Raw genomic sequence first — 22882 nt, forward strand, 5'->3', positions numbered from 1 at the left:
TTAGAATTTTAAATTCCTATTTGTCCTGATATCCTATCGCATAAGGAGTCCAAATCTCATAAATAGGATCACCCTTTGAACTGAGACCGCTATGATGCCATTCTCCGTCGATTACCTCATAATTGAAGTTTAAATTGGCTCCAACCCGGCTATCGTCCCGGGAAAAGAACGTGATACTTTCCACGTATTTTCCATCCTTAGCAGTGTAAGTACCTCCTCCAGTTCCTGAAAATTCCTTTGTTTCAGAGTTGAAAGCAATCCACTGAAATCTACCCCCACTCAGAATTTTCACCGTTCTTCTTGCTCCGGGCGTTGACCTGGAGATTTCTTCTCCTCTTTTTCTGCCTGTTATTACCCAGTTTCCTGTAAGATCGTCTTCCGCCTCCGATACTTTTTCCCAAATTTCTACGAGCATTTTCCCATTTATCTCAGATGAAATAACCATTTTTTCATTTACCCAATCCAAAGTGTATTTGTTAGAAGTCCCAACCTGTAAAGGGTCTAGGGTAAAGAAATCTAAAGTCTCCAAATAATTATCATCATCATAGGTAAATGGCCCGCCACCTGCGCTGACGAAATGATTATCCTCTATTCGCTTTGCACCAAAAGCAAAATAATCATCTTGGTAGATTTTGATGTATTCCATATCCGTCACTTCCCTGCCATTTTGGTGGGAAAGTTTCCATGCTCCTTCTAAGCTTTGAGCTTCTGCCCAACTAAAGAATAATATGGCTGTAAAAAAAAGTATAGTTGCTTTCATGATAATATCGGATTTTATTCACCTATAAATTCAACAAGATTCGTCAGAAAACCAATGCTTTATTTATGTAAAGGCTCGATGTTGGTTTGACTAGAGAAATTGCTTCTTATGAAAACAATCCTTTTGGGTAGTTCGAAAAGCCAAGTTTTGGAAATTATTCCTGAGAAAGCTATTCATATAATTCACTTGGGAGAGCTTGAAATTGCTCTGACTAGAATAGGTGAATTCTTCAAAGGTTTTCAGGCGAATTGTCCGCATCGAGGAGCATCCTTAAACCAAGGGATGCTAACCGCAGAAGGAGAAATTATATGTCCCTTGCATCAATACAGATTTGATCTGAAGACAGGCGAGGTAAAAGCGGGTTCTTGCGGGAATTTGGAGATTTATCCAACAGAATTAACGGATGAAGGGTTGAAAATTTTTCTTCCATGAGTTTGAAAGTCGATTTACCGCACATCATATTTTCATTTTTGAATATTGAATTTGTTCATTAGGAATTGATTTTTCTAGCTACTTTAAGAATTCATTCACCCAATTTCAAACTATGTTAAAGCGCGGAATTCGCAGATGGGATCTGGTTTTTTTGATTATTAATTCTGTGATTGGAGCAGGTATTTTTGGCCTTCCGGCAAAAGCATTTGCGCTTTCTGGACCGTATTCATTGTTGGCTTTTGGTGTTTGTGCAGTAGTAATGCTGGTGCTCATCTTAGTCTTTATGGAAGTCAGTTCTAGGTTTGATAGAACTGGTGGACCCTACCTTTACATTAAGGAAGCATTTGGCAATCTTCCTGCTTTCGCAGTAGGTTGGGTTTTGATGCTAACCCGGCTTTTTAGCTATGCCACTTTGGTCAATTTGCTGGTCATTTACATGTCTTTTTTCTCTCCTGTTTTTCAGGAAGAATGGATGAGAATTCTGATGATAGTCGTAATTACAGGGATTTTGACTGGGATTAATCTACTTGGGATCAAAGATTCCACCCGCACCACAAATATCCTGACCGTCTCAAAATTGTTTCCGCTGACGATATTTATTGTGATTGGACTTTTCTTTTTAAATGCTGATGCTTTTGATTTCAGTTCACCACCAGAGATGCCTGAGTTTGCTAATTCTGCCTTGTTATTAATCTTTGCTTTTGGCGGATTTGAAGCTGGTTTGGTAATCTCTGGCGAGGTCCAAAATCCAAGAAAAAACCTTCCTTTTGCTTTGATGACAGGAGCGCTGATCATTACTGTTTTTTATGTTCTTATTCAGGTAGTGGCAATAGGAACACTTCCTCAATTAGCTACTTCGGACAAACCCCTAGCTGATGCTGCGTCCCGAATTATGGGCTATGGTGGAGGCTTGTTTATAACTATTGGAGCAATAGTTTCCATTTTGGGGACACTCAATGTGCAGATCCTGAGTGGTTCCAGATTACCTTTTGCGCTCAGCGAATCCCAGCAATTCCCTAAGATATTTTCCTTTGTTCATCCCCGGTTTCGCACGCCAACAGTTGCAGTTTTATTCTTTTCTGTTCTGATTATTATCGTCGCAACAGTCTGGGATTTTATGGGGTCACTGGCGATCTCTGTTATCGCTAGATTGTTGATTTACCTATTGGTTTGCGGAGCTTTGATTCGCTTGCGCAAAAGTCAACCAGATGCAGATTACTACAAGTTAAAGTTTGGAATACCCTTGGCAGTCGCGGGAATAGCAGCAACGATCTGGCTTCTCAGTAGCACTCAACTAGAGGAAATTACAGACATGGTACTCTGGACAGCGTTGGGTTTTGTGATTTATGGGGTGCATAAAATTTTTGCGCGGAAAGGATAGCTCTGTATAATGCATATCAATAAGCTTGATTGTTGTTTTTACCAACTAAGCACCGCAAAGTTCTTGTTTGTTTTTCTCTAGATTATTGAATTTGAGAATTGTAACTTGAATTTTTCTGAATATTTTGCTTTCAAACCCAACTCAACCTATTCCATGAAAGCTTTCCTCCCTATTGCTTTTGGCTCTATTTTACTTTTATCTGCCTGCCAGCAGAAAGCTTCAGAAATTGACTACACCGATTGGTCGCACTATGGAGGCCCAGAAGATGGTTCGAGATATTCTTCTTTATCTCAAATCACTAAGGAAAATGTGTCCCAGCTGGAAGTGGCTTGGACATACCATACTGGAGATGCAACCGAGCGCTCGCAAATTCAATGTCAGCCGATTGTAGTAAATGGTTTACTTTATAGCTCCACGCCTACGTTAAATGTGTTCGCAGTAAATGCAGCAACAGGTCAGGAAGTTTGGAGATTTGATCCTTTTGAGGTGCTGGGAGGAGAAAATTCCTGGGCAGGAACAAATCGTGGTGTAAGCTATTGGGAGGATGGTGATGATAAACGAATTCTTTTTGGAGCGGGAAATTGGTTGATGGCAGTAAATGCAGAGACAGGCGAGCCGATTCTGGGTTTTGGAGATCAGGGTAAAGTTGATCTTCGAAAAGGATTAGATACAGAACGCGAGGATTTCCTGATTGTAGCAAATGCTCCTGGCGTGGTGTATGGTGATTTGTTGATTATTGGGATGCGACTTTCCGAAGGATTGGATGCTGCACCAGGCCACATTCGTGCCTACAATATCAGAACTGGTGAGCGGGAATGGATTTTCCACACGATTCCTCAGGAGGGCGAATTTGGTTATGAAACTTGGGACCCAGCGAATATAAAACAGATTGGCGGCGCCAATAACTGGGCTGGAATGACGGTGGATCAAGAGCGAGGAATCGTATTTGTGCCAACCGGCTCAGCTACCTATGATTTTTGGGGAGGCTATCGCAAAGGGGATAATCTCTATGCCAATTCTCTGATTGCACTGAATGCCCAAACAGGTGAAAGAATTTGGCATTTTCAGGCAGTTCATCACGATGTCTGGGATAGGGACTTTCCTGCAAATCCAAACCTGATTCGAATTCAGAAGGATGGAAATTGGATAGATGCAGTCGCACAGATTTCTAAGCAGGGGATGACCTATGTTTTTGATCGGGAGACAGGGGAGCCGGTTTGGCCCATTGTAGAAACGCCTATGATTCAGTCTTCGATGCCGGGGGAGTATACTTCTCCGACTCAGCCTATTCCATCATTACCAGAGCCGTTTATGAATATGGTTTTCGAGGACAAAAATATTTTAAATCTAAAACCTCAGTGGGAAGCTGACATCCGCAGTCAATTGGAAAATGCGATTTATGGAGATACTTGGGCTCCTCCTCATCCGACCAAACCTCTGGTACTTTTCCCCGGAATGGATGGAGGTGGAGAATGGGGCGGTGCATCTTTTGACCCTACAAATCAGACGTTATATGTGAATGCGAATCAAATTCCTTGGGTAATAGGAATGACTCCGAATGCGGATTTTGAAAATATTGGTAAATCTGTTTACACTAACTTTTGTGGGAATTGCCATGGATTAGATAGAAAAGGAAACCCTCCGGCGATTCCAAGTTTATTGGGAGTGAAGGAAAAATACACCTATGATTCGTTGGCTGTTTTGCTTCAAAAAGGAAGGGGAGCGATGCCCTCTTTTGCTCATATAGCTGATGAAAATAAGAAGGTTCTGTTAGACTATCTCTTGGATAAAGCCCCAGATGAAGGGGATAAGCAAGAAATGGAAGGTGCACCTTCACAGCTTTTTCCTCGCTATTATATGGATGGCTATAAAAAGTTGGTCACTAAAGATGGCATGTACGGATCAAACCCGCCTTGGGGTCTTTTGACCGCCATTGACATGAGTACTGGGAAGAAAAAATGGCAGGTTACTTTAGGGGAAATTGATTCGTTAAGCGCCCAGGGATTTGCTCCTACCGGCACCGAAAATTATGGTGGTCCTGTAGCTACAGCTGGTGGTGTCCTTTTTATCGCGGCTACAAAGGATGAGAAAATCAGAGCTTTCGATAAGGAAACTGGTGAAATATTATGGGAAGCTAAACTTCCTGCCTCGGGACATGCCACGCCTGCAGTTTATGAAATAGGTGGTAAACAATTCCTAGTGATCGCCTGTGGTGGAGGGAAAGGCACCAAAAGTGGGGACGCTTATGTGGCTTTTGCTTTACCCGATTGATTGGATAGTTTATCCTCCGTAGTACATGGATTTGCGGTCGCTCAGGCCATCGATGGAGAACTTTCCTGGCCCAAAAATGAGTATGCACAAAAAGACGATGAAATATAGTAAAGGCAATTCTTTTCTACCAAATGGATCAGCTGCATGAGCAACTAATGCTGCAGTAAGCATAGTGATCATCAAAGGTATGGCAGCAAGTCTTGTTTTGAAACCTATTATAATCAAGATAGAGCAAAGGAACTCAGCAAAAACTGCCAGCGATAGGGAAATGACAGGTCCGATACCAAGAAAATCCATAAATTCAATAGGCTCGTCACCAAACAATCTCATCAGCTTTGGATAGCCATGTGTCAACATCATACTTCCTGCTCCTATTCTCAAAATCAGTAGTCCAATATCTTCAATAACTGTTTTTTTCATTTTGGGTAAATTAGTACAAACACTTCTAAAATAGAATTTGAATTCCTAAAATCTAGGGATTTTTACATGACCAGTAACATATTCGTATAATATGGCACAAAAAAAGCGACCTCAATAGAGATCGCTTTTGACTATACTAAACGTTTTATAACTTAATTATTTACCTTTTTTGTTGATCATGGTCATCACAGTTTGACCTATGATATTCAAATCAGTTAATAAATTAATGCTAGTCAGATATTTCAAATCCAATAGAACTCTCTGACACATTTCTTCAACAGTTTCTGCATATCCGTAATTAACCTGTCCAATGGATGTAATACCTGGACGTAGCGTAAGAAGTTGTGCGTACTTTGGTTGTCTTGCAACAATCTGTTGTATAAAGTGAGCACGCTCAGGTCTAGGCCCAACTATCGACATATCACCCATCAATACATTGAAGAATTGTGGAAGTTCATCCAAGTGAGTTTTTCTCATGAAGTTACCCCACTTAGTAATTCTAGGATCATTATCTGTAGTCAACTGTGGACCGTTCACCTCAGAATCAACGATCATACTTCTGTACTTCAAAATATTAAATGGCTCACCATTTCTTCCGATTCTTTCCTGCTTGTAGAAGATAGGACCTTTTGACGTTAGTTTAGTAATCAACATCAAGGTTAGAAAAACCGGTAGGCCTGCAAGAATAGCAACGGATGAAAAAAGAATATCAAATGTTCTTTTTACAAATCTTGTAGTTAATTCTAATCCCTCATTCACTGTTTGTGAAACTGAGCTTCTAGAAATATTAGTTAAGGAGAAAAGGTCAGGGATCATTCGCCCTGATTGGTAGCCTTTAAAGACAATCTCTTGTTGGTGTGAAGAATTACGTATCATTGGTTTAGTATTTTAAGTCAAATATTGTGGTAGTATCCATTATCCAATTGGGGTGCCAAGTACATATATGGCTCATTTACCCATTTGAAGACGTTTTAAGAAGAAATTAACATAAATTGTGTGGAGGCTATCCACACATCGTGAGTGTATTTACCTAATAAACTAATATCAGGCGCGGCTCCAGTAGGCCTTTGTCATAGAAAAGGACTTGCGAAGCGAGATAGGTAGTGATTGGTAGTGAAGACCTAACTTGTATCCTATCAATTTGGCTCCAGTAGCGACTAGGCATTTTGGGAGCAATAGCGGATTGTGCTTAAAAGTGTATTTGAGTTCTGATTTGAGATATTTGAAGCCCTCACTTTCTGCCCTGCCAAACTTTTCGAATATCCATTGATTGTTGACATGGAACACGCCGATGTCAAAATACCTTTTGAATTCCTCAGTGGCAGAATAATCATGTGAGTGGTGTATTTTGGAGTTCGAAAGGTACGCCATTTTCCATCCATCAAGCAACATTTTTCCCGCTATTAATACGTCTTCACCTAAAATAGATCCGGCAGGGAAGCCATTTACTTCAAAAAAGGCTGTTTTTCTATATGCTGCAAAAGAATTTGAGCAAGAAATTGTCCTAATTCCATAACGATCAGCGTCTTCCAAGCTCCGAATTTTAGATTCTGCCGGATAATTAAACAGTCTAGCATGCGTTTCTAGAACCTTGGCGTTTCTATGTGGAAGCTGGCGTCCATACACCATTCCTAATTCAGAATTTTCTTCCAAGGTCTCTACCATCACACGGATAGCATCTGGATCTGCAAGGATTGCATCTTGGGTAAGAAAGACAAAAACATCCGCATCTGGAAAAGTTTCCGCTGCCATTTGCCTCGTACCGCCATGGTCAAAATCCTTCTTGTCAATCTGGATCAAGTCGCAAGTTTCCTCATTGATTAAATCCAGCGTACCATCGGTGGAACCTGAGTCTATTACAATCAACCTAGAAATCGGGTAGTTTTGCATAGCCACTCCGGCAAGCACATCTTTCCAAATAGGACCGGCATTCAGTGTAGGGATAAAAAGATTTACACGCATAGCTTAAAAATAAATTTCTGAAATGTCCACACCTCCATAATTGGCTGTGCCTGAGATGAGTTTTTCATTACCGACGCTCGCTTTCCCATTACCCACGAGTAGCACCGTTTCAGTATTTTTTATTCCTCTATATTCATTTCCCTCCAACGTTAACTTGTTGGGATAGTGACTTCGAAATGCCTGATTTTCATCTCCACCAGCGATGGATGTGATTTTGTTATTTTTCACTACCAATTCTTTAGAGTTGTCATCAAAAATGGCGGTGTTAAAAGATTGTATTTGATTGCCTATTATCTGAACGTTTTTAGCCGTTTTTCGAAGAATAATCGCTGAGAAATTTTGACTGATAATTTCATTGTTTTCTATAAGTGCGTCGTCCGCTCTGGTGATCAAAATCGCAGGATTCTTCGAAGTGTTTTTAATCTTGTTACCTGTTAAAAGCATCCTTCCTTTCATGTTGAAATTGAAATTAGCATTCGAAAAGCTGTTATTTTCCACGACGAACTTTTCTACCTGGATATCATTTGGGAGTGAAAGGGAACCCATCTCATTATTTCTGAGATGAATTTTTTGCGCTTTCGTGTTAGCGATCAAATTAATGCTGCTGAATCTATTTTTCTCCAAGAGCAATTCTTCAAGATCGAGAGTGACTTCTACTTGGTTATCAGCCCAATTTTCTTTTGCCATAATTAACCCACAGCTCTCTACATAGATAGCCGGCCTATTATTTCTATAGGCTTCATTTTTATAAATCGCCACATTGGAGACGTTGATTAGTGTTACGATTCCTGACCCATCTGGAGTAGATTCTCCCTTTACATAGCCGTTTCCGCAGGTGATATTTTCAGTAATCAAACACTCAATATCCTTTGCTTTTTCTTTAGATCTATTGTTAATGTCGATAGCATCCGAGGCATTTGTATCCAGAATATTGTAAGAAAAATTGTAGTCTTTCTCCTTGCCACTATCGCCAAATGCTACTTGTATAGCAGACATGCCATTGTGCCGTATGACATTGTTGATGACTTCTACTTTTCTACTTCCGTGGATAAATACCCCATTCTCCCCATTTCTGTATATCTCCGAATCATGGATGGAAATGGTGTTGCTGGATAAAATGCGGATACCAGTTCCCGGCTGATAGCTGTGAGTCTCTGTTCGAGGCATTCCGAAATGGTGGATTTTCGTATTAGCAATCTCAATCCCGCTTGACTCAAATGTCATGATGCCTGGAAATGCTCTACGTTTGGTCGAATCGCCAATTAGTTCTGTATTATAAATGCGTATCTGGTGGCTTTTCAGAAGATAGATTCCTTCGTTTTTTGATTGTCCATTCAGCGAAATACTCACATTCTTTACTCCCTGACCAAAAACAAGAGGATTTGGTGAGTTTTGCTTTTCGATGGAATACTCTCCAGCTTTTGCCGACTCATGATGTTTGATGATTCCTTCGCAAAGAATGTTTACACCTGATTTTAAAAGGATTGTTCTTATGAGATACTGGCCTTCCGGGAAGAAAACAGTGTCGCCCTCAGATGCCTGATCAATTATTTGTTGGATTTTTTCTGTTTGATCAATAGTTGACCTTGCCAAAATTCCATTTTCAAGCACATTGATTTTATTTCCACTCTCGAGCGAATCGGTTTGGCCCATTCCTAAAAATGGTAGCGCGATGAAGAATGTAACTAAGATTTGAAAATGTTTTATCATACGTTGGTTTAGGAAAGAATAGTTTCCCATGTTTCAGCTGCAGTTTTTTCCCAGCTAAAATCCTTTGCCCGCTCGAGCCCATTCACTACGCAGTCCAAATAAAACGTCCGGTCATTTACCAGTTTTTCTATTCCTGCCTGAATCGCAGAAATATCTGTAGGATTTACACAGAGTGCAGATCCGCCTGCAATCTCAGGAAGTGAGCTAGTATCGGAAGTCAAGACAGGTGTGCCTGAAGCCATGGATTCGATTATCGGCAAACCGAAACCCTCCATCAGCGAGGCAAACAAGGTAGCATGGGCACCCTTGTATATTTTGGGTAAATCTGATTCCTCGATGAATCCCAAATATCGAACCCTTTTCTCTATGCCTAGACTCGTTATTAACGACTCAAGTTCCACATCTGAATTTCCGGAGAGAAAAAACATGAATTCGTGGGGAATTTTTGCTTTCGCGAAAGCAGTGAGCATAGCTGGAACATTCTTGTTTTTCCTTCTATTTCCTACGTACAGAAAATAAGGCCTTGAACTTTCAAATTCTTCTTCATTATGAAGAAAATGGCTGTCCACCCCATTATAAATTACTTTTATCAAGCTTTCAGGAATTCCCAGTAATTCCACTAACTGGCTTTTACTAAAGTGAGATACCGTTATTATTTTCTTGGCTTTAGGGGCCAGCCTAGCTATCACTTGTTGATAGTAAATCTTATGAAGCTTGGAATAGTAAAACAAATGCATCAAATCATGCACGGTGAAAATGAAAGGTTTTTTGGAGAAAGCCGGAGGCATAAACGACGGACTGTAGAAAACCTCCGCATTTGATTTCATAATTTCCTCACCCAGCATCAGCGGAGATAGCAGGCTACCCAATCCCATTTTACTACTTACAAATTCAAAGGATGCTTCCGATGGAGCATACTTCATTACCTCTTTATAAAGTCTACCAATTCCGGTATTTCCAGCCCAGCGACTGTCAACCAATATCTTCTTCCGTGAATTCATAAACTGATTTTTACCTTTTTGAAATTGACTTCCTGCAGGGAACCGATCAAGTAGATTAGACAGAAGTACATCACCACATCATTGTCATACCCGGAATACAAAATCATCATAATGGCGACAATGGGGAGGAAAAGTGCAAGCCAAAGTCTTGAATTGTCCATCTTCAGCCAGCAATCTTTAACAAACCACACCAAGAATGCCAGGTAGGCAATAAATCCTACAATTCCCATTTCCAGATAAGTGGACATCAATGTATTGTGAATGTGTGGCTCTCCACGATAGAAATCGGCATAAGTTCCGAGAAATTCCGGTGCGCTTAAGAAGCCATTTCCTAAAGGAGAAATCGTATCAAAATGCTGAAAAAAAGCTTTCCAATAGACGAGACGGACACCCATTCCGTCGTTGGAAGAAGTTAAAGAATCAACTCGTATTACCTTTTGAAGAACGATAGGAAGTGATAGTCCGATCAAAATTAATAACCCGATTTTCCATTTTTTATCCACAGAAATCCAGATTAGGAAAAACACAGCTAGTAGTAAAGCCACTATTGGTGTGCGGGAAAGACTTAGGAAAGCAACCAGAAAAACAAAAATTATTCTCCAGATGGCAAGCTTATTTTTCAACACAACGGGTAAGCAGATGAAGGAAAATCCCATTAGCGCTATGCGTGCACCAAACATATTTTTGTCATCCAATCCCCAATAAAATAATGATTTGCGATACAGTGCGCTTCCCTGACCCGAGGACTCGCTTCCGAAGATTAGTTTGAAGTCATAGGCCTGATGATAAATCAGAAGCTGCACCAGCGATAAGGCCAATACAGTAAGAAGAACCGCATCAAGCTTGGCAACTAGTGACTCATTATCCCGGGAACCAAGCCAGTTTATTGCAAAAAAGAGAAAGCAAAAGTTGATTATCAATTTAATGATGTTGGTCAGAGCAAGAGGTTCACCTGGATAATTAATCAAGTAGCTGATTACCGAATAGGTGCTAAAAACAGCCAAGGCAATTGACCAATTTGGAAACTTTATCTGTGGAGTTTCTCTGTAAAAAAAGAAGGAACTCAACAGGAAAATAGCTGGATATATTTTCACGGGGAGAAACATGGAAATGAGCGAAAGCAAAAACAGCGTCTCAGCAATGGAAATAGCTTTCCATTGGTTTCCTTCAAGGACTGAGGTCTGATTTGTCAGTGTAATTTCCGGTGTACTCATTTGGAAATAGCTATTTGAGATTTGTTCAAAGCCTTTTTCAGAACTGTCTCATATTCTCCGATCAATCGATTAGCATCCAAAATAGAAGCAACAGACTCCCTTGCTGCCTTGCTAAACTGATTGTATAGCTCTGGCTCAAAATAAATCTGACGCATCACAGCACTTAAGGAATCAGGCGAATGATCATAACAATAGAGTCCATTGATTCCATCTTTTACAGTTTCCTGTAGTCCACCTCTTTTGTTAGCAATTACAGGGACGTGGTTCGCTAATGCTTCGATTGCTACCATTCCCAAAGGCTCTTCCCAAAGCGAAGGCACAATAAGTACATCAATATTTGCTAGAAATTCAGTGGAGTTCACATAACCTACAAACTCAACTGCTGATCCTGATGACAACTCTTTGAGATGCTGTTCGTAAGATTTTTCTCCCTTTCCAGCTATACTCAAGGTGGCTTCGAAGTCCAATATTTTGAATTGTTCTATCATCCATTCCAATCCCTTTACTTTAGAAATAGTACCTAAATATCCAAAACGAATCGGTTGTTCGGATTTTCTAAGAGGTTTTGGGGCAGGATTTGGAATTGTTCGCGTATTATAAATAATGTTTTTGGAAGCATTGGAGAAGTATCCGAAATCAATAAAACGCTGCAAAATACTATTGCTGATTCCTACTACTGCTGAGACTTGCTTTGATTTTTCCGCGTGGTGGCTTCGCAAAAGCTTACAACTGAAACACTGCGTTTCGCAGCTTTGCTCATTTTTAAACATGTTACTGTTTGGACAAAGCAAATACAAATCATGCAGCACTTGTACGATTGGAATTCCAGTCTTTGAGATGGGTTCCCAAACTTTTGCTGACCAACCAGCAAGGTTGTGACAAGAAACAATATCGGGATTTTCTGCTTCCAAAATTTCCATGACTACATCTGCCATTCTTTCGTTGAACTGGTCCTGATAATGCCAATTGAGTCGTGAAAGCATGTTTTTCTTGGATTTGGAATACGGCCAGTAGGCATTTTGCAATCCTGCCCTGTAGACTTTTACACCATCAACCAACTCGTTTTTCAATCCTTTTTCGGGCATCAAACTCAACACCACGACCTCGTGTCCGAGAGATTTCATGCCTTCCACAATCAGTTTCAAGGAAATCTCTGCGCCACCTTCAATCAGCGGACTATAAAGAGAGTTGATGTATAGTATTTTCATTAGTTGGGGTTAGCTAAAAAAGATGTATTAATTTAATAAGCTTTCGTATAGCCTGATCAAATTATCGGTCACGTTTTGTTTGTTATTTTTCTTTAATATCAAATCCTTCAGTCTATGACCTTTTTCGATTAGTAAAATCGGGTTTGCTTGGTGAACATGTATTGCTTTTTGAACCTGTGTTTCTAATGCCTGTATGTGCTCGGATTGGGAAGAATAACTGTAATCAAAAACATCTTCGCCTGCTTCTAAGTCATCAATAGTGCCAATTTTCGGACAAATCACTGTTCTGCCATAGGAAAATCCTAAAATGACTGTTCCCGAATTTAGACTGCTTTCCAGAGAATATGGAAGAATAAGTAAGTCGGCCTCATGAATAAATTTTGGTAAATCACTATCAGGGATGAATTTCAGTTGAAGAGAAACGTTACCAGCTCCCTCAGCTAATTTTCGTAAATCACTTCGATAAGCTTCTGAATTAGGGTTTCCTGCTATGGTTATATGAACTGATTCTGGAAATTTCTTCGCTATTTCGATTAGCAACTCAATGTTTTTGTAAGGTTTGATCGCACCTAGGAAAAGCAACTTTAATTTTTTGTTCTCTTTTTCGTCGGTTTCTTGAATCATCGGACCATATACACCGACGAAATCAGGATGAGGAATATGGACAATTTTTGCGTTTAGATTTGGGTATTGGCTTCGTAATATTTCCTTTGAGACTTTTGAATGAATTACGATCGCATCTGCTTGTGAGACGATTTTCTCGGTTAAGGCTCTACTTAATTTGCCCGACTTTTTCTCGTGGGAAAGTCTATTGTGCATCGTCCATACCAGCTTTTTCTTCCCCAATCTAACTGCCGCTAGCACTATCAATTTACGGAAATAGCTCTTCCACATGCTCTTAGCACTGCTGTCGTCCAAATTTTCAAACCAATTCAAATGAAGCAATTTGATGGATTTATAATGCTTGCTTGAAGAGAGAAAATCATCCAATCGGTTCACATCGTACCCGTGTTTTTCCAGCGCATTTACCAAAATAGCGATGTATTGATTTTCCTTGTTTTCACAGGGATTGAAGATGATTTTGGTATGTGAGGCCATCGGTATCAGGAGCTTTTTGATTTGATACTTTTCGCCAGCGCTACTCCGATATCCTTAATTGATAAACCGAACTTATCCTTGGAATTCATCCATGTCTTTGCTTTTTCGAATGGATTACTACGCATGGAAAGCATCATGGTGTACAATTTCTTATCATGCATGTATTTGTCCTTTTCCCGCAGCAAATGTTTATAAATTACTGTATCCGAAGAGTGTGGGGGATTATCACGCAAAAAATTACTCAGCCACTCTGAGTAACTTACATCTGCCATCATTTTATGCAGGTCATTTCCTGTGGAAGTGATGGAAAGGCGGTTGCTTCGGTATTCGAAAACTGGCTTGTTCGAGTGAGCAATTCCCCTACTTGCAGATGCTATAAAAGCTGTAATGTCATCTGATCCCCAAGCGAGCGGAAGTTTGTAGAATCCTCCCTGAGCTTTCAGGGCTGAAGTATTGTAGAGGTAGTCTGATATATAATTTGAGCGGAGCTGACGCAAGCGGTGCCAGATCGAATCATAAACATATTCAAATGCCGGAAGGGCTGGTGTCAGCAAGACATCATTACCATCATCGTCAATGATTTTGCTGCGACAATGGTAGACATTTAGTTCTGGGTATTTCTGAATGAGATTTTCAAACTCAGCCAAATAATCCGGTGCTAAACGGTCATCATCACCCATTATGACGATATATTCCCCAGTAGATAACTCTAGACATTTGTTCCAATTGTCCACCAAATCATAGGCGCCAACATTCTTTTCGTTCTTAAAGTGTCGGATTCTGGAATCCTCATTTTTCAATACGATCTCTTCCACTGGCTCGGGCGAGCAGTCATTTAAAATGATCAGTTCGAAGTCCTCAACAGTTTGCGCAAGGATGCTATCTATACATTCTTGCAGATATTTGCTCTTGTAAGCAGGAATACAGATCGAAAATTTATTCTTGCTCATTGGATGGTTTTCTTTTCAAAAGTTTGGTGCGCAGAAATTCTATATCTGCGGATTTGATGATAAACAGAAAATGAATTGCGGCAAAAACCGTAGTGAAAATCACCGAACTGATAATCATTCCAAGCAGACCTTCCGGCATCTTTATCCATTTACCTGCACCAAAAGCAGCTGCAAATGAAATAAGAGCCCCTAGAACAGAAGGGGAAAAAGCACCTAAGAAAATCTTCTTGCTATCAAGTTTCAGCACTTTTGGGATATAATAAATATAGAAAAAACCTATTTGAATCATCATATAAGCTAAGTACCCAATTACGGCAGCTCCCACATTTAGCGTGGGCGCTAGAATGATGGTAATCGGAATTGATAAAATACATGCTGTCGCTGAAGAGTAAATCAGGAAGCGGGTTTTGCCCGAAGAAAGAACTAGGCTGGCAACAGGAGTATTATGCATATTAAGCAGTACAGTGAGCAGCCAGATGTTCAGCCAAACTGCCAAATGGAGGTAATCTTTCCCCATATAGAGGAGTAGGATTGATTCCGAATTCAACACCAGCAAAAAGACAATAAAACTCAAAAAGATAGAAATGTATCGGGTTGCGGTAAAAACCATCTTCTCCATTTTAGGATGATTTCCCTCCTGATATACTTTGGATGCTGATGGCAAAAGCACCTGCAGGAAGATTGTACCAAAGGAAATAATCAGCATCGCAATAGTCTGGATCACACGATAATCCGTCAATACGTCTATACCTGAAGCGAATTTCGCCAAAAGAATTGGCCGCAATTCATTTGCTGTGAGCTGAAATAAACCCATCAAGAATATAGCAGAACTGTATCCGATTATTTCTCTAAAAATCTTTCCATCCCATTGCGGCTTAAGAAGTTGTATTCTAGGAATAGGGAATACCCCCAACTTTAAAATATTCAATGGAATAGGGACAAGCGTAGAAATAGTGTAGAATAGGAAATAAAGTGGCAGCGACCACTTGAAGTGAATCGCAATAATTGCCACGAGAAAATTCAATACACTACTGACTACCGTGACACGGTTTACATAGCCAAGTTCATCTTTAGCGCTAAGCAATTGGATGATCACATTTGATAGCCAATTCAGGACTGTACTTGCCGAAAGTATGTACATCATGATCCGGTAAGTTGGGATCTGATCGGTTTTTAGGTTGAAGAAAAACTGGCCGTAATTGGCCATAAATACAAATATCAGTGCATTTACTAATCCTATTGTGCCATAGAAAATGATACTGGAGCGGGAAGCTTTTCCGATATTTTCCCAGTCAGCTTTTGCTTCCCACATGGAGAAAAAGCGTACAGAACCCACATTCATTCCTAAATCCATGAGCCTTAAATAAGCATTAAGGGAAAAGGCCAGGGCGATCAATCCGTAGTCGGCTTTGCCATAATAGCCCACCAATAATGGAATAGTAATGAACTTAGCGGCGGCATCGAGAATTTTAGCTAAAATCCCCCAGACTGAACCTGAAAAAATACGATGGACTGCAACTGGTTTGGTGCTCAAAATAGTCTTATGATGATTTTGTACTGAATTTACGACCATCTTACCAAAAATAGTTCCTCAGCTTAATTTCTCTGGATTTAAAATCAAGTATCTTTTTTGCAAGGATAGCATCGACTAGGAAACACTCAACTTTTAACAAACTACTTGAAGCATATTCCAAGAGAGTTGAGGTTCTGTACCAAGAGCCATGGACTAAGGTCAATGGTTTATTTACTAAAAACACGCACATGACAAAAGTCTTAATTATTGGCGCCTTTGACCGATATAATTACGGGGATTTACTTTTTCCACTCGTGATCGAAAGGCAATTGAGTACCTATGGAAAGGATTTTCAATTCGAATATTTCGGTTTAGTTGAGAGTGATCTTACAAATGTTGGAGGGTTGCCAACTAAAGGTTTACAAAAATTCTACAAAGCATGTAGCGATCCAAATCAGCCTGTTCATGTGATTATTGCTGGCGGAGAGGCACTGGGCGTGACATGGAATTCTCTCTATGCAGCTCTTAATCCACTTTTCCAACGTATCAATAAGAGACATGTCAGAGTAAATAAATTATTGGATTTGAATGGCTGGACCAAGAAAATCCTGAAAGGAAAAACCACACTTCCCTTTGTGTTTGATAAATCTGATTTTGCAGGAGTGAAGTCTGTGACGCTGAATTCTCTCGGTGGTTCTGGACTGAGCGCAGCAACTTTTGAAAAGTATGATTTCCTAAAGGAAAAGCTTCAGAATGCAAATTATTTTGCTGTGAGAGATCAACTGACGGTTGATAATTTGAAGGTAAATGGTCTAACCGCAGACCTCTTTCCTGATTCAGCGATCTTGATGTCCGAGTTTTACCCGTTGAATTTTCTCCATAAAAGGGTGACACCAGAGGTTGCTATGTATGTGGCTGAGCACGCCGGAAAGTATGTTTTTGCACAAATAAATAAGAAAACTACGCGTGGCCATGAACAGACTATTGCGGATGGTCTGGATGAGATTTATCAAAAAGGCATTACTGAAATCTGCCTTTGCCCAATCGGGAAAGCGCTGGATCATGACGATCATGAAGCATTGCAAGAGATTGGGACACTTTTAAAAAGCCCTTTCACTTACTTTGATGCAGACAATATCTGGGACATTATGTACTTAATAGCTAATGCAAAGTGCTATGTCGGAACTAGTTTGCATGGAGCAATTACGGCATTAAGTTACGCTGTGCCCCATGTAGGGTTAAAGGTAGAAAAGCTAGGTGCCTATTTGGCCACTTGGGGATTGGAAGGTAATCAGCGGTCAGTAGAATTCTCTGAAATTTACAAGCAATTCATAATTGCAACAAATGCTACGAAGGAAGATTTGGAAGCCTCTCGAGCTAGACAATTCACAGAAATCAAAAAGGGATTTGATAAAATGGTGGAGGTAATGGAAAAATCTTCATAGGTTTTCTGATTTGCTATCACATGGCAGGCTAAGTTGTATTTGTGATTATTGGCTGTTCAATTCATAAAAGTCCGAGGAAGAATTGATTGAATTATATTTTATAATACAAATACTTTCCATTGGGACTGTCAGCTTGTCACCTTTTTCATCAATTAATTAATTGATGCTTGTCTTTTAGGACTTTTATGTTTCACTATTCCAATAACACTAACGTAATCTCGGAAATATCCTTTTTCGGTACGAAGGTTGTTTTAAAAGTGTCAGGTTAAATAAGTTAAACCTGTATTTATCAAGTTATCACCATTTAATAGTTGTAATTCAATTCTGATTTATTTCCATTTCTGTCGCTCCATAAGGGAGAGCCAGGTTTGGAAAAAATCAATTTAATATAAAAAAAGTAGAAATGTCTAAGCAAAGAATTCTCATCAAGTATGGTGGGAATGCGATGATCAATCCCCAGTTGCAGCAAGAAATAGCAGCACAGATTTTTAAACTTCAAGAGGCGGGATTTGAAGTCATCATGGTGCACGGAGGTGGGCCTTTTATAAATAAAGCACTAGAAAAAGCTGCCATCAAATCACAATTTGTGGATGGACTCAGAGTGACGGAAGCTACAGCTTTCGCAGAAATCCAAAAAGCTCTGATAGGAGAAGTCAATGCCGACTTAATCTCTACGCTCAATCATAATAATTTAAAAGCCATCGGTCTTTCAGGTAAGGATGCAGGAATGGTGCAGGCCAAAAAGTACCAGCACAAATCCCCAGATGGGAGTTTTGTCGATCTTGGTTTAGTGGGTGAAATCACGGAAATAGATGATACGCTGATTAATTTACTCTGCCAAGCGGGTTACGTACCGGTGGTGGCATGTGTCGCTGACGGAGCTGATGGTACTTCATATAACATCAATGCGGACACTTTTGCGGGGAAACTTGCTGCGGCTGTGAATGCCGATCAACTTATAGTATTGACGGATGTGGATGGACTTTTTCTCAATTACCCAGATCCTGAATCTATCATTCACGAACTAAATGAAAAGGCTGTGAAAGAACACATGGGGACAACAATTCAAGGAGGAATGATCCCTAAAATCCAATCCTGCTTACTGGCTTTACAAGAAGGGGTACAGAAAGCGATTATTTTGAATGGGACCAAGCCAGAGCAAATCGCTGACTATGTGATCAATCATGAGAAAATTGGAACCACTTTAACTCTAAAATAGACTATGAACAATCAAGATTTATATACCAAGGACAAAGAGAATTACTTACCAACTTTCAACCGCTTTCCTTTAGCATTTATTAAAGGAAAAGGTTCAAGATTGTGGGATGCAGATGGGAAAGAATACATTGATTTATTAGCTGGTATAGCTGTTAATAATGTTGGGCATTGCCATCCGACGGTGGTGAAATCGATTCAGGATCAGGCTGCCCAGTTGATGCATATTTCTAATTTTTTCGTGAGCCCACAGCAAGTAGCATTAAGTGAATTGTTGGTGAAAATCTCAGGTTTGGATCGTGTTTTCCTGACAAACAGTGGAGCTGAATCTGTAGAGGGAGCGATCAAAATTGCCCGTAGATATGCGCACAAGCAGGGTCGAGGCGGAAAAATTATTTCCATGCATAATTCCTTTCATGGAAGAACTTTAGCGACGATCGCTACTGGACAAGAGAAATATCAGCAAGGATTTGGACCTATTCCTACAGGTTTTGCTCAAGTCCCTTTTAATGATCTTGCAGCTATTGAGGCTGCCATTGATGAGCAAACTGCAGCAGTGATCCTAGAGCCAATTCAAGGTGAAGGTGGAGTTGTTCCTGCGGAAAAAGCATATTTGGAAGGATTGAGAAAGTTGTGTGACGAAAAAGGAGTTTTGCTGATTTTTGATGAGATCCAATGTGGCATCGGAAGAACTGGGAATTGGTTTGCTAAGGATCATTATGGTGTGCAGCCAGATATCATGACTTTGGCCAAAGGTCTTGGTGGTGGAGCGCCTATTGGAGCTGTCCTTTGTAACGAGAAAGTTGCAAGTGCAATTGAGTTTGGCGATCACGGGACGACTTTCGGTGGAAATCCACTGGTTGCGGCTTCAGCGATTGCAACTATTGAGGTGATCAATGACGAGCAGCTATGCAAAAGAGCTACGGAAACCAGCGAGTGGCTGAGAGGTAAATTGAATGTACTGATTGAAAAGCATGATGAACTAGAATCTGTAAGAGGATTAGGTTTGATGCTAGGAGTAAAGATGAAATCTGAAGCTAAGCCTTACGTGCTTCGCTTATTGGAAGAAGGAATTGTAGCCAATGCGACAGCTGGAAATATTTTAAGGCTAGTTCCTGCACTTAATATCAGCAGAGATGAGCTGAATATTTTCCTTGAAAAGTTTGACGAAATCCTTACCGAAACTACAGTTGCAGCCTAATATGAGCAATCAAAAATTAAAAGTAGCCATAGTCGGAGCATCTGGATTTACAGGCTCTGAGCTGGCGAGATTACTTCTCAATCACGAAGGAGTTTCCATAGAAATGATCACTTCAGAATCCCATGTGGGCAAGCCTTTTTCGGACTTACATCCGCAGTTTTTTACTAGACTAGACATTCCTTTGGTCAGTGCTGAAGAGGTAAGCAAGGAAAAGCTGGATGTTATTTTCTTGGCATTGCCTCACGGTGTATCCATGGATTTTGTGGCGAAGTGGAAGGATTCCTGTGCAAAGATTATTGACCTTTCCGGAGATTTTCGACTCTCTACCAAGGAGGTTTATGAAGAATGGTATAATAAAAAGCACAGCTATCCAGAAGGATTTGCAACTGCTGTATATGGATTACCAGAGCTTTTTGCTGATAAAATCAAATCAGCTTCTTTAGTCGCAAACCCAGGTTGCTATCCAACTGCTTCTATATTGAGTATGGCTCCGCTTTTTGCAAAGCAACTGGTTGAGGAAAAATCTCTGATCATCGATGCTAAGTCGGGTCTTACAGGAGCTGGGATTAAGGCGAGTGCTACAACACATTTTTCTAATGTGAATGAGAATTTCAAAGCCTATGGGATCGCTGGACACAGACATACCATTGAGATAGAAGAGCAATTGGGTGGTCTAGCAGGCCATCAGACTGCTGTTCAATTCACACCGCATTTGCTTCCTGTTGATAGAGGTATTTTGGTGACGGCTTACGCAAAAATCAAAGGCGAAATGAATCAGGAAAAATTGACTGAGATCTACCGTCATTTTTACAAGGACAAGCCATTTGTAAGATTGAGAAATCAGGCTCCAGGAATCAAAGACGTTCGTGGAAGCCATTTTTGTGATGTCTTTCCAGTTTGGGATGCAAGAACGGAGCGTGTTATTGTGATCTCAGCAATTGATAATTTGTTAAAAGGCGCCGCTAGCCAAGCGGTTCATAATATGAATTTAATGTTTGGCTTGAAGGAGTCAGAAGGATTAAACCAAGTGCCGTTAAAACCTTAAGGAGACGGAAGACCGATGACAGGTGACCGAAGTCGCCTTAATGCTAGAGTTGAGCTGTTTCTATAATTAGTTAGTTTACTGGCAATAAAAAGGATGTAAATAATCTTAATTTAAAAAAGATGATTAAAAATATTACTAATGTACGCGGCATTAAATGCTGGGGTGCTCATACTGGAGTAAAATCCATGAAAAGGGATTTGGCGATTATTTATTCGGAAGTTCCGGCGGCAGCTGCTGGTACTTTGACTCAGAATAAAGTGCGTGCTGAGCCTATCAAAATCACGGAAAAAAATCTGGAAAATAACCGAGCTCAGGTGATTATCTGTAATGCGGGTAATGCGAATGCCTGTACAGGAGATCAAGGACGCGAAGGCGCAGAGGCAATGGTTCGCACAACAGCTGAGGCTTTGGGGATTCCTGAAGATGATGTGATCGTAGCTTCTACCGGTATCATCGGAGTCGAATTTCCTACCGAAGATGTAGTGGAAGGATTGAAAGTCAATATCCCAAAACTAAGCGGAGAAATAAAAGCAGGTTCTTTTGTGGCGAATGCTATTTTAACCACTGATACTTTTGCCAAAGAAGGATTTATCGATTTTGAGTATGAAGGTGTGAAGATCAATATGGGCGGCGTGGCCAAAGGATCAGGAATGATTCATCCCAATATGGCTACCATGCTCGCATTTATTGTGACTGATTTCAATATCGAAGAAAAGCTTCTTCAAGAAGCTGTTTCCTATTGCGTGGATCGTTCTTTCAACATGATCACTGTAGATGGTGATACTTCTACCAACGACATGGTAGCTGTTATGGCGAATGGCTTGGCAGGAAACAGACAAGTGAAAAGTAAGGATGATCCAGGATATGCGATTTTCTTGGAAAAATTATTGCAAATCCTCACTCACTTGGCAAAACTAATTGTTTCCGATGGCGAAGGGGCTTCCAAGTTTATCGAATACAAAGTGACTAAAGCAAGAACAGAAGTAATAGCTAGAACTCTGATTCGGGCTATTTCTGATTCTACTTTGGTGAAGACGGCCATGTTTGGTCGCGATCCAAATTGGGGAAGAATTATTGCAGCGGCAGGGAATGCTGGGGTTTCCTTTAACTATAAGAAAGTGAATCTCTTTATCGGAGATCAAAACCACTTAGTTCAGGTATTGGATAAAGGAAATCCTGTAAATTTTGAAAAGTCTTACATGAAAAAGCTGCTTCGGGAATCTCATATCAGAGTGGAACTCGAACTGAATACAGGAGAAGAACAAGGGATAGGTTGGGGATCTGATTTGACCACGGATTACGTGATGTTCAACTCAGTCTATACGACTTGATAAATACTAGTTAGAAAGTAAAATGGCTTCTCTGAGATACAGAGAAGCCATTTTTTATATGGGAAAAAATCAATCTATCTTCTCAAAAAACTCTTCCAGATCCAGTTCAAATCCGGGAATGCATTCTGACTTTACTACATCGCCTGACGAAAAGAGTCGGGAAGGCTTATATTTTCCCTCTACTAAACTGTAAATAATCATAGTCTCTTCAGAAGGATGAATGATCCAATATTCCCGAACACCTGATTCCTCATAAACCTCATATTTGTTTCGTACTTCTTTCTTATTGTTACCTGGAGAAAGCACTTCCACAATCAAATCAGGGGCACCCACACATCCTGCTTCATCCAATTTGGAACGGTCACAAACCACACAGATATCTGGCTGAACTACGGTATAAATATCTTCATTCCGTATGGACTTGATTGGTAATCTGACGTCAAATGGGGCAATATATACCTTACACTGTTTTCCTTCCAAATGAACCAAAAATCGGGAATGTAGTAATCCAGCTACCTCTTGATGTTTTCTTCTAGGCGCTGCAGCTGCAGAACGAAACACTTTCCCCTTGATGAGTTCGACCATTTCGTCAATCTCCCAAGTCAAATAGTCTGCATAAGAATAAACACCGTATTCTGTAAACGGCTCTTTTATAAGATCTTTCTCCTCTGATTCCATTAAAGCAATTTAATCAAATAGTGGAAAAAATAGTAATCATAAAAAGT

At 40.2% G+C, this 22882-nt stretch carries 20 protein-coding genes; 8 read left to right on the top strand and 12 right to left on the bottom strand.

The features are described from left to right. Nucleotides 1-16 precede the first annotated feature (16 nt). Nucleotides 17-760, bottom strand: a complete 744-nt coding sequence (locus AACZ73_RS04620; protein WP_339875818.1) for a hypothetical protein — start codon at nt 758-760, stop codon at nt 17-19. A gap of 108 nt (nt 761-868) precedes the next feature. Here AACZ73_RS04620 and AACZ73_RS04625 point away from each other — a divergent pair, with 108 nt between their 5' ends. The 3 genes from AACZ73_RS04625 (at nt 869) to AACZ73_RS04635 (ending at nt 4844) form a co-directional block, all read left to right on the top strand. Further along, nucleotides 869-1192, top strand: coding sequence for a Rieske 2Fe-2S domain-containing protein (locus AACZ73_RS04625; protein ID WP_339875820.1), 324 nt, complete (start codon nt 869-871; stop codon nt 1190-1192). Nucleotides 1193-1304: 112 nt separating this feature from the next. Continuing rightward, nucleotides 1305-2573 (top strand): APC family permease, encoded by a 1269-nt coding sequence (locus AACZ73_RS04630; protein WP_339875822.1) that lies wholly within the window; start codon nt 1305-1307, stop codon nt 2571-2573. Between the two features lie 153 nt (nt 2574-2726). Continuing rightward, entirely contained in the window at nt 2727-4844 is a 2118-nt protein-coding gene (locus tag AACZ73_RS04635) for a PQQ-binding-like beta-propeller repeat protein (RefSeq protein WP_339875824.1), read from the top strand. 9 nt (nt 4845-4853) lie between these two features. Here the strand turns inward: AACZ73_RS04635 and AACZ73_RS04640 are convergent, their stop codons facing one another. The 10 genes from AACZ73_RS04640 to AACZ73_RS04685 form a co-directional block, all read right to left on the bottom strand. After that, a complete protein-coding gene (locus AACZ73_RS04640; RefSeq protein WP_339875826.1) occupies nt 4854-5264 on the bottom strand; it encodes a DoxX family protein in 411 nt (136 codons plus the stop codon). 156 nt (nt 5265-5420) lie between these two features. Continuing rightward, nucleotides 5421-6140, bottom strand: coding sequence for a sugar transferase (locus tag AACZ73_RS04645; RefSeq protein ID WP_339875827.1), 720 nt, complete (start codon nt 6138-6140; stop codon nt 5421-5423). 168 nt (nt 6141-6308) lie between these two features. Next, nucleotides 6309-7226, bottom strand: coding sequence for a glycosyltransferase family A protein (locus AACZ73_RS04650; protein ID WP_339875828.1), 918 nt, complete (start codon nt 7224-7226; stop codon nt 6309-6311). A gap of 3 nt (nt 7227-7229) precedes the next feature. Continuing rightward, the gene (locus AACZ73_RS04655) at nt 7230-8936 is read right to left on the bottom strand and encodes a right-handed parallel beta-helix repeat-containing protein (protein WP_339875830.1); all 1707 of its coding nucleotides are present in this window, start codon (nt 8934-8936) and stop codon (nt 7230-7232) included. A gap of 8 nt (nt 8937-8944) precedes the next feature. Then, complete coding sequence (locus AACZ73_RS04660) at nt 8945-9937, bottom strand: glycosyltransferase family 1 protein (RefSeq protein WP_339875832.1); 993 nt, start codon at nt 9935-9937, stop codon at nt 8945-8947. After that, nucleotides 9934-11151, bottom strand: coding sequence for an O-antigen ligase family protein (locus AACZ73_RS04665; RefSeq protein ID WP_339875834.1), 1218 nt, complete (start codon nt 11149-11151; stop codon nt 9934-9936). The genes AACZ73_RS04660 and AACZ73_RS04665 overlap by 4 nt, the downstream gene beginning before the upstream one ends. Continuing rightward, nucleotides 11148-12359, bottom strand: a complete 1212-nt coding sequence (locus AACZ73_RS04670; RefSeq protein WP_339875836.1) for a glycosyltransferase family 4 protein — start codon at nt 12357-12359, stop codon at nt 11148-11150. The genes AACZ73_RS04665 and AACZ73_RS04670 overlap by 4 nt, the downstream gene beginning before the upstream one ends. Before the next feature lie 27 nt (nt 12360-12386). Then, nucleotides 12387-13457: a glycosyltransferase family 4 protein gene (locus AACZ73_RS04675; protein ID WP_339875838.1), complete on the bottom strand. Its 1071-nt coding sequence runs from the start codon at nt 13455-13457 to the stop codon at nt 12387-12389. Nucleotides 13458-13462: 5 nt separating this feature from the next. Further along, a complete protein-coding gene (locus tag AACZ73_RS04680) occupies nt 13463-14407 on the bottom strand; it encodes a glycosyltransferase (protein WP_339875840.1) in 945 nt (314 codons plus the stop codon). Next, complete coding sequence (locus tag AACZ73_RS04685; protein WP_339875841.1) at nt 14394-15980, bottom strand: hypothetical protein; 1587 nt, start codon at nt 15978-15980, stop codon at nt 14394-14396. The genes AACZ73_RS04680 and AACZ73_RS04685 overlap by 14 nt, the downstream gene beginning before the upstream one ends. A gap of 188 nt (nt 15981-16168) precedes the next feature. Between AACZ73_RS04685 and AACZ73_RS04690 the strand changes: the two genes are divergently transcribed. The 5 genes from AACZ73_RS04690 to argJ all read left to right on the top strand — a co-directional run bounded on the left by AACZ73_RS04690 (nt 16169) and on the right by argJ (nt 22157). Next, nucleotides 16169-17365 carry a polysaccharide pyruvyl transferase family protein gene (locus AACZ73_RS04690; protein ID WP_339875842.1) on the top strand — a complete coding sequence of 399 codons (1197 nt, stop codon included), beginning with the start codon at nt 16169-16171 and terminating at the stop codon, nt 17363-17365. A 403-nt stretch (nt 17366-17768) separates the two neighbouring features. Continuing rightward, nucleotides 17769-18584, top strand: a complete 816-nt coding sequence (gene argB, locus AACZ73_RS04695; RefSeq protein WP_339875843.1) for an acetylglutamate kinase — start codon at nt 17769-17771, stop codon at nt 18582-18584. Nucleotides 18585-18587: 3 nt separating this feature from the next. Next, nucleotides 18588-19781 carry an aspartate aminotransferase family protein gene (locus AACZ73_RS04700; RefSeq protein WP_339875845.1) on the top strand — a complete coding sequence of 398 codons (1194 nt, stop codon included), beginning with the start codon at nt 18588-18590 and terminating at the stop codon, nt 19779-19781. 1 nt (nt 19782) lies between these two features. Then, a complete protein-coding gene (gene argC, locus AACZ73_RS04705) occupies nt 19783-20826 on the top strand; it encodes an N-acetyl-gamma-glutamyl-phosphate reductase (RefSeq protein ID WP_339875847.1) in 1044 nt (347 codons plus the stop codon). 119 nt (nt 20827-20945) lie between these two features. Continuing rightward, on the top strand, nt 20946-22157 hold the full coding sequence (gene argJ, locus AACZ73_RS04710) for a bifunctional glutamate N-acetyltransferase/amino-acid acetyltransferase ArgJ (protein ID WP_339875849.1): 1212 nt from the start codon (nt 20946-20948) through the stop codon (nt 22155-22157). Between the two features lie 69 nt (nt 22158-22226). Here the strand turns inward: argJ and AACZ73_RS04715 are convergent, their stop codons facing one another. Beyond that, nucleotides 22227-22835, bottom strand: coding sequence for a Uma2 family endonuclease (locus AACZ73_RS04715; protein WP_339875850.1), 609 nt, complete (start codon nt 22833-22835; stop codon nt 22227-22229). Between the last annotated feature and the right edge of the window lie 47 nt (nt 22836-22882).

It is taken from the genome of uncultured Algoriphagus sp. (assembly GCF_963974835.1).
Lineage (GTDB): Bacteria > Bacteroidota > Bacteroidia > Cytophagales > Cyclobacteriaceae > Algoriphagus.